11 protein-coding genes are annotated in these 12,172 nt (G+C 66.7%); 6 read left to right on the top strand and 5 right to left on the bottom strand.

What is annotated here, in order from left to right; genetic code table 11:
* The first annotated feature begins 12 nt into the window (after nt 1-12).
* From VI056_05155 to VI056_05165, 3 genes are read left to right on the top strand one after another with little or no spacing between them, the layout of a single operon-like run.
* On the top strand, nt 13-1,044 hold the full coding sequence (locus tag VI056_05155; GenBank protein ID HEY6202411.1) for a TAXI family TRAP transporter solute-binding subunit: 1,032 nt from the start codon (nt 13-15) through the stop codon (nt 1,042-1,044).
* Nucleotides 1,045-1,048: 4 nt separating this feature from the next.
* The gene (locus VI056_05160) at nt 1,049-1,513 is read left to right on the top strand and encodes a hypothetical protein (protein ID HEY6202412.1); all 465 of its coding nucleotides are present in this window, start codon (nt 1,049-1,051) and stop codon (nt 1,511-1,513) included.
* Complete coding sequence (locus VI056_05165) at nt 1,510-3,540, top strand: TRAP transporter fused permease subunit (protein ID HEY6202413.1); 2,031 nt, start codon at nt 1,510-1,512, stop codon at nt 3,538-3,540. Before VI056_05160 ends, VI056_05165 begins: the two co-directional genes overlap by 4 nt.
* Here the strand turns inward: VI056_05165 and VI056_05170 are convergent.
* From VI056_05170 to VI056_05180, 3 genes are all read right to left on the bottom strand, one after another.
* The gene (locus VI056_05170) at nt 3,537-5,390 is read right to left on the bottom strand and encodes a S9 family peptidase (GenBank protein ID HEY6202414.1); all 1,854 of its coding nucleotides are present in this window, start codon (nt 5,388-5,390) and stop codon (nt 3,537-3,539) included. The genes VI056_05165 and VI056_05170 overlap by 4 nt on opposite strands.
* 68 nt (nt 5,391-5,458) lie before the next feature.
* Entirely contained in the window at nt 5,459-6,523 is a 1,065-nt protein-coding gene (locus VI056_05175) for a GNAT family N-acetyltransferase (protein ID HEY6202415.1), read from the bottom strand.
* Between the two features lie 57 nt (nt 6,524-6,580).
* A complete protein-coding gene (locus VI056_05180; GenBank protein ID HEY6202416.1) occupies nt 6,581-6,832 on the bottom strand; it encodes a hypothetical protein in 252 nt (83 codons plus the stop codon).
* Nucleotides 6,833-6,942: 110 nt separating this feature from the next.
* Between VI056_05180 and VI056_05185 the strand changes: the two genes are divergently transcribed.
* Together VI056_05185 and VI056_05190 are read left to right on the top strand one after the other, a co-directional pair.
* The gene (locus VI056_05185; GenBank protein HEY6202417.1) at nt 6,943-7,413 is read left to right on the top strand and encodes a hypothetical protein; all 471 of its coding nucleotides are present in this window, start codon (nt 6,943-6,945) and stop codon (nt 7,411-7,413) included.
* The gene (locus VI056_05190; protein HEY6202418.1) at nt 7,380-9,020 is read left to right on the top strand and encodes a thiamine pyrophosphate-binding protein; all 1,641 of its coding nucleotides are present in this window, start codon (nt 7,380-7,382) and stop codon (nt 9,018-9,020) included. The genes VI056_05185 and VI056_05190 overlap by 34 nt, the downstream gene beginning before the upstream one ends.
* 32 nt (nt 9,021-9,052) lie before the next feature.
* On the opposite strand, the gene VI056_05195 is transcribed toward VI056_05190, so the two are convergent.
* Entirely contained in the window at nt 9,053-9,925 is an 873-nt protein-coding gene (locus VI056_05195) for an LLM class F420-dependent oxidoreductase (protein ID HEY6202419.1), read from the bottom strand.
* A 15-nt stretch (nt 9,926-9,940) separates the two neighbouring features.
* Nucleotides 9,941-10,537 carry a peptide-methionine (S)-S-oxide reductase MsrA gene (gene msrA / locus VI056_05200; protein HEY6202420.1) on the bottom strand — a complete coding sequence of 199 codons (597 nt, stop codon included), beginning with the start codon at nt 10,535-10,537 and terminating at the stop codon, nt 9,941-9,943.
* A 262-nt stretch (nt 10,538-10,799) separates the two neighbouring features.
* Between msrA and VI056_05205 the strand changes: the two genes are divergently transcribed.
* Nucleotides 10,800-12,172, top strand: a 1,373-nt coding sequence (locus VI056_05205) for a M23 family metallopeptidase (GenBank protein HEY6202421.1), incomplete at its 3' end; no start/stop codon positions are given.

Raw genomic sequence — 12,172 nt, forward strand, 5'->3', positions numbered from 1 at the left:
GGAGGCTGAGAGATGGGACGTTCACCTGCACTTGCACCGCTTGGGGCGCTGCTTCTCGTCGCCGCGGCGTGCGCGGCGCCACGACAAGGCGCTCCAACGCAGACTGTACCGGGTACCGCGGCCGGGACGGCCGCGGCTTCGGCCACACCGGACTTCGCCGGCCGGACGCTGAACATCGTGACCGGCGGCACCGGCGGCGTGTACATCGTCTACGGCGCAGGTCTCGCCGACATGCTGACGAAGAAGATGAAGGTCGCGGCCAGCGCGCAATCGACGCCTGCGTCCGTCGACAACATGAAGCTCATCCGCGACGGGAAGGCGGACCTCGCCTTCACGCTCGCCGACACCGCATTCGACGCGATCAATGGGAAGAATCGCTTCGCGCCGCCGGAGGCCAAGGTCGACGCGAAGGCGATCGCGGTCATGTACTCGAACTACATGCACCTCGTCGCAAAGGCGAGCGCCGGCATCAACACGGTCGTGGACCTCAAGGGCAAGCGGGTATCCATCGGCGCGGCGGGCTCGGGTACCGAGACCAAAGCGATCCGGATCCTCGAGGCGTATGGACTGAACGCGACGACGGACATCCAGCCACAGCGGCTTGCCGCGCAGGACTCCGCCGACGCGGTCCGCGATAACAAAGTAGACGCGTTCTTCTTCGACGGAGGTCTTCCGACGAGCGCGGTCGCCGACCTCGCCAACTCCACGCCGATCAAGCTGATCGACCAGTCCGACGCGATCGCGAAGATGAACGCCAAGTATGGCAACTTCTACTTCGCGGCGAAGATCCCAAAGGGGACGTACAAGAACGACGCGGACGTCGTGACCGCCGGTGTCGCGAACCTGCTGGTCGTGCCGTCGTCGTTCGACGCGGCGTTCGTGAAAGCGATCCTCACCGCGATGTTCGACAATCAGGCGGATCTCGTGCTCGTCCACCCCGAGGCGAAGAATCTGAAGCTCGAGACCGCGACGCAAGGCTCGTCGATCGACTTCCACGCCGGAGCCATCGACTTCTATAAGGCCAAAGGTGTGTGGAAGCCGTAGCCGGATGAGGGCGATCGCCCTCGGCACCGTGATCGTCGCGCTGACGGGGGTGGTTTTGGCCACCCCCGTCGCCGTTCTCCGCGTCGACCCCGGTGGCCACGTCTACGCGCTCGCCGACGGCGAGCGTTACGAGTACTCCTATCAGCAGTCCATCTATCAGGTCCCGGTGATCGAGGAGCACGCTCGCGAAGGCGACACGTTACGCATCGTCCGCGTTCGGTCGCGTGACCTGCGGGCCGTGGAATACTTCCGCTGGGATGGCCCGATCCGGCGCGAAGGCGATGAGTTCGTGCAGGAAGCTCCGCCGAACCACGTCACGGCCCTCACCATCCGGATCACGACGGAGGGAATGCAACGCCTTCGTGGCGCCGGCTTCGACATATCGCTCCGCTCCCGGTTCGGTGATGCGATGGTGTCCGTGACACCGATACAGGTCGCGCGCGCGGCCGCGCTGATCGGGCGCTTGTGAGCGAGATCGTCGTCCGGCCGGACTTTGAGGCGGTCGTCAGCGACGAGAAGAACCGCGAGATCATCGAGGAGTTCGAGAGCGAAGCAAAGACCCGCTCGCTGACCGGCTGGTGGGCGCGCGTCGCGACCGCGCTCTCCGTCGCGACGACCCTCTTCGCCCTCTATTACGCGGCGGCCGGCGTCGAGATCCCATTCACGAGCGTGGTCCTTGTGCCCACCATCAGCGTCTTCGGCGAGACGATCACGACGAAGCAGATCTACGAGATGCTGTTTCTCGCCGCGGTCCTGACCCTCACCTTCATCCTTTACCCCGCCCACCATCGCTTCCGCGAGACCATCAACCTGATCCTCGATGTGATCCCGGCCATCGCATCGGTCGCGATCGCGTTGTACGTACTGCTCAACTTCGAGCAGGTGATCTACCGGGCGAACAGCCCGACGCCGACAGACTTCGCGTTCGGAGTCGTCGCGATCGCCGTGGTGCTCGAGGCGGCGCGTCGCACGATCGGATGGCACCTGCCGGTGCTTGGCCTTATTGCGATCGCGTACGCGTATTTCGCCGACTTCATGCCCGGTCCGTTCCGCGGCCCGCCAAAGAATCTCGACGACATCGTCGCCAACCAGTACCTCGGCACGGAAGGGATGCTCGGGCAGCCGCTGCTCGTCGCGGCAACGTTCATCATCCTGTTCACGATCTACGGCGCGATCCTCGACTACACCGGCGCCGGCAAGTTCTACGTCGATCTCGCGTTCGCGCTGACGGGCCGCAAGCCGACCGGCGCGGCGCGCACTGTGACCGTCGCGTCATTCCTCCTCGGCACCGTGTCGGGATCGGGCGTCGCGACGACCGTCACGCTCGGGGCGATCGCGTACCCGATGCTGAAGAAGGCCGGGCACGACCGCGAGTCATCCGGAGCGATCCTGTCCGCCGGAGGCATCGGTGCGGTGATCTCGCCGCCGGTCCTCGGTCCGGCCGCGTTCATCATGGCCGAGCTCCTGCGCATCAGCTACCTCGACATCGTGATCATGGCCGTGATGCCGACGATCCTCTTCTACCTCGGCATCCTGCTCATGATCGAGATCGATGCGCGGCGGCTGCGCGCGCAGCCCATCGTTCTCGATGCGCCCGGCTTCTGGTGGCTGACGAAGCGCTACTGGTACCAGTACACGTCGCTCTTCGCGATCATCGTGTTCCTCCTCCTCGGATTCAGCACGATCACCGCGATCTTCTGGTCGATCCTCCTCGCGATCGTCGTGCCGTACCTCCGCAAGGAGACCTCGCTCACGCCGCGCAAGCTCGTCGCGGCGCTGTCCGCCGGCACCCGTCAGGTGCTGTCGGTCGCCGCGACGACGGCGGTCGCGGGCATCGCGGTCGGCGTCCTTCTTCAGACCGGGCTCGGCCTGAAGATCTCGAGCCTCATCCTCACGCTCGGCGCGGGGAACCTCGTGCTCACGCTCGTGATCGCCGGCATCGTGCTGTGGGTGCTCGGCCTGTCGCTGCCGATCACGGCGACCTACCTCGTCGCGGTGCCGACCGTCATCCCCGCCCTGGTGACCCTCGGCGTGCCGCCGCCGGCCGCGCACATGTTCGTCTTCTATTACGCAGTCCTGAGCGAGGTGTCGCCGCCGGTCGCGCTGTCCCCATTCGCGGCGGCCGCGATCACCGGCGGGAACCCGTACAAGACGATGATGCTGACCTGGAAGTACGCGCTCCCGTGCTTCCTCGTGCCGTTCATGTTCACGCAGCCGGACGGCCTCGCGCTCCTATGGCGCGGCGCGTCGGTGCCGGAGGCGGTCATCGCGTCGGTCTCCGCGATCATCGGCATCGTCGCCGTGGTGAGTGGCGTGGGCGGATACCTCTTCCGGCCGACGACGTGGCCGGAGCGCGGGCTGCTCGTCGGCGCCGGCCTTCTGCTCCTCGCGCCCGGCGCGCTGCAAGACGCCACAGGGCTTGCGCTTTTCGCGCTGGCCGTCGGCCTTCAGCTCGCGCGACGCGCGCGCGAGCGGACACGAGCCGCGCCGGCCTAGAGCACGCGCCCCAGGTAGTCGGCCAGGATGTTGAAGGTCCGGATCTTCTGAGCGATGTCCGTGCTGCCGTGACCCTCGTCGCTGAGCTCGACGTACTCGAAATCCTCGCCCTCTTTGCGGCCGAGCTCGAGCAGCCGGTCACGGAAGATGCGCGACTGGTCGACCGGGCAGCGCGGATCGTTGACGCCGTGGACCATCAACAGCTTGGCACGCAGCTTGTCGGCGAACTCGATCGCGCTGCGATCGCGCCACAGCGCACGATCCTTCTCGGGATCGCCCATCTGCTCGCGGAAGTAGTACTTGAAGTGCTCCATGCTCTTTTCGTAGAGCCGGTGCAGGTCGCTGACGCCGACCCACGCGACCGCGGCGCGCCAGACGTCCGGCTTCTTCGTCGCGGCGATGAAGGCCATGAACCCGCCGTAGCTCCCGCCGAAGACGACGAGGCGGTCGGGGTCGACGTACGGCAGCGTCTTCAGGTAGTCGGCGGCCGCCGCAACGTCTTCGAGGTCCGCGCCGCCCCAGTCCTTGATCGCGGCGTCGCGGTAGTCGACACCGTATCCCGTGCTCCCGCGGATGTTCGGTTCGATGACGACGAGCCCGCGGTCCGCGAGGAACTGCGCGAACGGGTCGAAGCCGCGGAACCACTGTCCCGTCGGACCGCCATGCACGTGCACGATCGCCGGCAGGCGCTCGCCCGAGGCGATGTCGCGCGGCGCGTACAGGAGTGCCGGGATCTTTTTTCCGTCGAACGTCTTGTAGTAGACGTGCTTTGCCTCGACGAACACCGACCGGTCGATCGTCCCGTATTCCGCGGGGAGCAAGGTCTCGTACGTGTCGGTGGCGAGGTCGTACGACACGAGGCTGGCGCGCGTGACGTCGGAGCTGAAGGTCACGAGCAGCTTGCGGTCCGCGTCGAAGAACGACGCGCCGACCGCGAAGCCGTCGGGGAGCGTGAGCTCGTGCGCCGCGCCGGTCTCGACGTCGTAGACGATCGGACGCACCGACGACTCGAAGTTACGGATCGCGGCGAGAAGCCGGCCGTCCTTCGAGAAGCGGATCGCGTGCTCCTCGACATTGTCCTTCCCGAGCCAGCGGACCTGACCGGTCCCGATGTCGAGAATGCCCGCGCGGTTCTGGCCGGAGGCGTCGCTCGTCACCGCGAGACGCTTCCCGTCCGGATGCCAATCGGCGATCGTGTCCTTCGAGCCCTTCTTGACGGAAAGGACCTTGCGTGCCCCGGTGCCGTCGGCGTTCACGACATATGAGTCGGCGTTCTTGAGATCGGCGACGTCCTCGTTCGTCGCGTACGCGATGAGCGTCCCGTCCGGGCTCCACTGGCCGCCGAATACCGGGAAGGCGTAGCTGGTCAGCGGTGCGTAGTCCGTTCCGTCGGCGCGCATCTTCCAGAGGTTGAGCTGACCGGGGCGATCGGGAGCGGACGGGTGTCGCTTGTTCGTGAGGACGGTGAGCCACTTGTCGTCCGGACTGAACTGTCCGGCGTACTCCTGGGCCGTCGGATCGTTCGTGAGCTGTGTCACCTGACCGGTCGCAACGTCGATGCGGTAGAGGTCGTGCTGCTCGGTCCCACCGGCGTCCTTCGCGAACACGATGCTGCGGTCGGCCCGGTCCCAGGCGAATCCGGCACGCAGCGCGCGCGGCACCTCACCGTGGCTGATCTGCCGCGTCTCCCGCGTCGCGAGATCCATGACGTGGAGCTCCATCTGGCCGGTCTTGTCCCAGTAGAAGGCGACGCGGTCGCCCTTCCACGACACGGCCGGTAGGTAGAACGACGGTAGTCGGCAGAGCTCGTCGAGCGGGATGCGCGGCTGTCGGCGTGTGGCGATGGCCATGGCGTGCCTCCCCTGCGAACTCGTGGCGGTCAGAGCGAGTGTCGCACAGACCGCGGCGGGCTTCCTTGTTAGGTGGTCACTCCGGCGCGCACCCGACCGACGGCCTTGCGCGCGTCGGCGATGGAGATCTGCCACAGGCACGCGGACCACGCCTGCACGAAGCCGAGCTGGGTGTTGATCGAAAGCATCTGGGCGTTCGCATTCGCGTTCCCGGTGCGGATGAAGAGCGCCTTTGGACGCTCGTCGAGGATCCGTTTGAGCATCACGGCCTTCATCCACATGCCAAGCCGGTGCCCGCGGTGAGCATCCAGCACAGCGGTGCCCTGCTGCCAGATGACGTGCGAGATCTTCGGGTCGTACGTGACCTCGGTGAAGCCGGCCCCCTCGCCGGTCGTCTCATGCAGCGCGACGAGAAGCCACCACTCTGAACCGGTCTGCTTGAACCACGACTCGCGTTCGCGGATCTGCGACTCGGTCAGCTTCCAGTCGGCGATCTTCAGATCGCCGCGCGGCGCGTCATTCATGCCGCTCGAAGCCGCGATGTACGGCGCGACGAGCTCGGCGGGCACGGTGTTATCGATCCGCGCGAGCCGATAACCCTCTGGCGCGAGGGCTACCCACTCTTCGACCTTCGCGCGGTCGACCTTCGAAAGGTCGAGTTGATTCGTCTTCATCTCGAGACCTCGCTCGGCGCCGATCGCACGCGCGAAATCCGATCCAGACGGAACGCGGTCGGTCGTCTGCGTCATGAGCACCACGTCGTCGCCCTGATCGGCGACCGCATCGACGAGCGCGCGCAGCAGAGCCCGACCGACGCCCCTGCGCCGATGCTTCGCCAACACGACGAGCTCGGTCCACCGCAGGTGCGCGTTTTCCGGCTCGTTGAGCGAACGGCCGACGACCGCGTAGCCGACGAGCGCACCGTCGGCAGCACGAGCCACGAAGTACGCCTGCCAGCGCCCCGGGACGACTGCGCGCAGGCGCTGCTCGATCGCGACGAGCGGCGTCGGCGGATCTTCGGGTGTCCGCTCCCTCTGCTGCGCCTGATACAGCTCGGCCGCCTCACGCACCTGCGCGGGCGAGGCGCTAACGGGATCGAGCGGCTCGATGCGGTACCCCTGAGGTTCCTTCATGACCCGGAAAGACTACCGATGCGGGACGTCCGCACCATCACACGCGATACGTTCGCGCTACGCCCCGGCCATCAAAGGCTGGAACACGAGCACCGTGCGGCCCGAAGACTTCTGCCGCAGGACCTTGATCGTCTCGCCGAAGCGCTGCAGGAATGCCACCTCGAGCTGGCGATCGTCCCAGGTCGAGGCATCCCAGGACATCCCTTCGCTGGACATGAAGCGAAGCACGAATTCTCGGAGGGCAGCGTCTGATACGCCGATACCCAGGTACCGGAACTCGGTCCCGTCGGGCATTTCCCAGGTGACCATCTATTTCCCTGAGGAAAACGTAGGCCCGCCTCCCCCGATCGGCATCCCCCGTACAGGGGAGCGAGGTCTGCCCAACTTGAGGTTTCACCCGGACAGGTGATGCTTTGGCTGTGCGCGGTATGAGCGGGTGGCTACCGGGGGTCATCCTGATCGTCGTCGGCGTGACGCTCTTCGCTGCTGGGCTCCTTCACCTCGACGCCGACGTGATCGTCCTCGTGATCGGGCTCGTGTTCGCCACAGCGTTCGCGGGCACCCGCCGCTACGGGCTGCTGATCCCGGCGGGGATCCTGACCGGCCTTGGCCTTGGCATCCTGCTCGAGGATCTGAGTGTCCAGGGAGAACCGGTCGTGCTCGGCCTCGGCCTCGGGTTCCTCGCGATCTACGGCGCCGACTTTCTCAGCACGGGCGCGCGCGCGCCGGGTCGCTGGTGGCCACTCATCCCCGGCGCGATCCTGACCGTCATCGCCGGCGCTGAGAGCACGTTCGGCGCCGAAGGCGCGCGCGTGATCCAGCAGGCCTGGCCGATCCTGTTGATCGCGGCCGGTGCGTGGTTCCTGCTGCGCGGTCGGACCTCGAGCTGACCGAGCTCACGGTCGCGCGCCTGATCGGTGAGCGACTCCGCGCGGCGGGCGTGCGCTACGTCGCCGGCCATCCTGGCGGCGAGGTCGTCGATCTCATCGAGGGCTTCCGCGAGGCGGGCCTCGAGTTCGTCCTGACGCGACACGAAACGGCCGCGGCATGCATGGCCGAGGCGATGGCGAGCCTGAGCGGTACTCCCGGCGTCTGCGTCGCGACGCTCGGACCGGGCGCGACGAATCTCGTCACCGGCGTTGCGCAGGCCTACCTCGATCGCGCACCGCTCATCGCGCTCACCGGTCAGCTTCCGGCCGACCGGTTCGAGATCACGACGCATCAGAAGCTCGACCTCAGAGCGCTCTTCGCGCCGATCACGAAATGGCAAGCGCGCCTCACGGCCGGAAACGCCGAGGACGTGATCGATCGGGCGCTGCGCGAGACGGTCCGACCGCGACGCGGCCCGGTGTACTTAGAGGTGCCGAGCGACGTGCCGCATGTGGTCACGCAGCACCGGAGCGACCCGGAGCTTCGGCACGTACCGCCGAGCACACCCCAGACGAGCGCCATCGTCGACCGCGATCACGCGCAGCGCGCCGCGAATCTACTTTCCCGCGCCAAGCGTCCGGTGATGCTCGTCGGGATGGACGCGAACGATGAGTCGACCGCTCCCGCGCTGCGCCACTTCGCAGAAGAGTGGAAGATCCCGGTCATCGTCAGCCCGAAGGCCAAGGGCGCGTTCCGGGAGGACCACCGGCTCTTCCTGGGAACGATCGAGATGCTCGGCACCGCCAAGCTGTATGAGTACATTGACGGCTCCGACCTCGTGCTCATGATCGGTTTCGATCCGGTCGAATTCGACCGCGATTGGACGGCGAAGGCAGATGTCATCCACGTCGCGCCGCTCCCCAACGACGACCGCTACTACACCAGCGCGGCCGAGCTCGTCGGTCCGGTGAGCGAGAGCATCGCGGCGCTTCGCTCACTGGCCGGCGGTCCCGAGGCGACGCGCCCGGAGGACGAAGTGCGTTCCTTCCGCGAGTCGTTCCGCGCGTTCGTCTCGCCGACGAGCGACCGGCTCACCCCGCAGCAAGTGCTCGCCGAACTGCGCGCCGCGTTGCCCGAGGACGCGCTGGTGACCTGCGACGTTGGCTACAACAAAGCGGTCACCGGGCAGTGCCTGCCGATGTACCAGCCGAAGACGTTCTTCATGTCGAACGGCCTGTCGTCGATGGGTTACGGCCTCGCTGCCGCGCTCGGCTTGAAGCTCGCACACCGCGATCGCCAGGTCGCGTGCGTCCTCGGCGACGGCGGGTTCGCAATGCTGATGGCCGAGCTCGAGACCGCGGTGCGCCAGAAGCTCGGCGTGACGGTCATCGTTCTCGCAGACGATGCGCTCTCGCAGATCAAGGCCGCCCAGGAGCGCAAGGGCTACCCCGTGACGGGCACGACGTTCGGAGCGCTCGACTACGGGGCCATCGCGAGAGGCTTCGGGATCGTCGGACACGTCGTCCGCACGGTCGAAGAGTGTCGCGAGGCATTGCTGGATAAGCCGCAGTTGTCGCCCGTGCTCATCGCTGCGGAGATCGCTCCATCCGCCTATCAGCTGGGCTGAGCCTCGCTACGCCTGCCTCAGCCTCCCTGCACTTAGAAGGCGGCCACGGCCGGAATGATCTCGCGGGCCATGATCTCGAGCGGAGTGATCTTGTCGACGTCCCTCACCCCGCCTATCGCGGTCGTGAAACCCAGTCGAGCGAGGCCGCGCAGCCGCTCGACGATCGCCCCCACGTTCTCGCCACGCTCGCCGACGTCGAAGCCGAACATCGTCGTCTTCTCGATGTCGTCGTAATCCCGTTTCTCGCGCTCGCAATGACGCTTCAGCACGTCGAGCTTGTGCGCCACCTGAGGCGTCGGGAACAGGTTGCAGGCGTCGGCGTACCTCGCGACCAGACGAAGCGTCTTCTGCTCACCCATGCCACCGATCATGATCGGCGGGTGCGGCCGGGTCAGGCTCTGCGGCGAGTTGAGCGGGCGCTCGAACACGAAGCTCTTGCCCTCGAGACGTGACTCGTCGCCGTTCCACATCGCCAGACATACGCGGAGGGTGTCCTCGAGCCAATCGAATCGCTTGGCGACCGGCGGGAACGGTATGCCGAGGCTCTTGGCTTCGTATTCGTTCCAGCCCGCGCCGATCCCGAGCATTCCGCGTCCGCCGGACAGGACGTCGAGTGTTGTCACGATCTTCGCGGTCACACCCGGGTACCGGTAGGGCGCACCCGTCACGACCGTGATGAGCCGCGCGCGCGACGTGTTCGCGGCAAGGTAGCCGAGCGTCGTATAGGCCTCGAGCATCTCGAGCTCGGGTGGGCCGAGCGATCCGATCTGGAAGAAATGGTCCATCACACCGATGAGGTCGAAACCGCTCTCGTCGGCGGTACGCGCGACGTTCGCGAGGGTGGGACCGACCTCGTTGGCGCCGCCGGGCCAGCTGAATGAGGGGATCTGAAGTCCGATCTTCATCGAGACGTCGGTGTGCTAGCCGACCTTTAGCCGATCCGCGAAGTACTTGCGGACCTTCTGCACCTTCGGGCGCGCATTGAAGAGGATGTACGGGCTCAGCGGATTCCGCTCGGCGTAATCCTGGTGATAGGCCTCGGCCGCGTAGAAGCGCTCGAGGGGCAGGACCTCGGTGACGATGGGCCGATCGAAGACGTGCGCGGCGTCGAGCTGCTTGATGTACTCCTCGGCGACGCGACGCTGCTCGTCATCGGCGTAGAAGATCACGGAGCGGTACTGCCGCCCGACATCCGGACCCTGCCGATCCCGCGTCGTCGGATCGTGCGCGATCGAGAAGAAGACCTTGAGGATCTGTCCGAAGCTCATCTTCCCGGGATCGAAGCGCACCTCGACGGCCTCCGCGTGATCGGTCCGGCCGCTCGAGACCGTCTCGTAGTCCGCTGAATCGGAAGAGCCACCGGCGTATCCGGACGTGACCGCGGATACGCCATCGAGCTGTTTGTAGACCGCCTCGACGCACCAGAAGCATCCGCCAGCGAGGACGGCAACGCCCTCAGCACCCGCGCCGCGCGCGATGTCTGTAGCCGGATCGGGGAACTTCTCAGGCGAGACCATCGGTCAATCCATGATGCACCCCTGCCGCAGGACGGGCCGGGGGGTGTGGCGCATCACTTGGCCGCACCGCGTGGCGACCGATCCGTGTAACGGATCACGGCGATAGGCCTACGACGATTCGCGGACATTACCCCTCTGCAGATGGGTGTTCGCCCGTCGCTCCAAGAGTCACGCTGCGTCCATGCAGACACCTCAAGCGCACACAACACGCGATGCGCGAGCGCGTTCCGCCAGTGTGAGGACGGGATGGGCGTGCTTCGTGATGGGCACTGCGGTCTTCGTGGCTATCGCCTCGATCGCCTGCGGATCGCCGGTCCCGACGCCGTCAAGCGAGGCCTCGAATGTTCTCCCACCAGACGACCGAGCGTGGATGTCGATCCCCGAGCCGTCCGATCCGCTCGATTGCACGGGTCATGTGGCGACCGCGCAACTCGATCGGGTCGTCGTCGCGAAGTGGTCGGCTGACTCGACCAGGCTCGCCGTCGCGCGCGTGATCATCATCCCCTCGCGGTTCACGAACACCGGCTACGAAGAGGACCCGGTGCTCAGCGTTCTCGATGTGGCCACCAACGAGGTGCGCGAGATCGGTCAGGGGAACAAACCGGAGTGGTCAGGCACAGGCACGTTCCTCTCGTTCTGGAAGAACGACGGGTACCTTCACATCCTCCAGGGCGACAAGAACGTGGGGACCCTCGAGGTATCGCACCCCGATGCGCGGTGGGTCGGCGACGTCCTCTACTACTGGTACGCCGAAGAGATCCGCACCTGGGACCGGGGCGTGACGCAGACCGTCTCGCGTGTCGCGAATGAGCTCGTGCCGCGCTATCCGCGGGACGACGCGTACTTCAGCGCCGACGGCGAGCGCTTCTCGATCACGCGCTACGCGACGGACGGAACGACGGAGCGCTACATCGGCGTGACCGCCACGGGCGCGATGGCTCCGCTCGACCAGCCCGACATCACCTACACCGAATGGTCGCCGCGCGGCCAGACGCTGCTCATGCGCTCGCAGGACCGCGTGGCGCTTCGCGATCGCGACGGGACCGTGAGGAGCGAGCTGCTCGCGAACCTGCCAGGCCCCGTGCACGGCTGGTCGTCCGATGGACGGCTGCTGCTGGGCATCCTGTCGCCGACCATGCCGGCCGGCAACAGCTGGGACCGCTTCTGGGTCTGGGACGGCGCTGCGGACGGCGGCTTCGCGACCTTGCCGAACGTCTTCGGCGCGCGCACGTTCAGTCCTGACGGCCGGTGGTTCACCGGCGTGAGCCGCACCGGGCCCGAGACGACACAGCTCGAGCTCTACCGCTGCGGCATCACCATCCACCCAGCCGCCGCGATGCCGCGCGGGGACACCGCGTCACGGTCGCGCCTGCAGCGCATCGCTTCGGACGGACACAGGTTCGTGCGTCCGGTGGCGGGGATGATCGTCCAGTTCCTGCAAGGGCGGCATACCGGCGTCGATGTCGCCGCGCCATATGGCTCGCTGCTCTTCGCGGTGGAGGACGGCGTCGTCGACGCGGTGGGTTGGGTGCCTGTAGGTGGACGCCGCGTCTGCGTCGTGCACGAGGACGGCCTCGAGAGCTGCGCGTACCACACGTCGCTATCGCTTGTCGCTGTGGGGGATCGCGTCGTACA

The organism is Candidatus Limnocylindria bacterium (assembly GCA_036523395.1).
Taxonomy (GTDB): Bacteria; Chloroflexota; Limnocylindria; order P2-11E; family P2-11E; genus CF-39.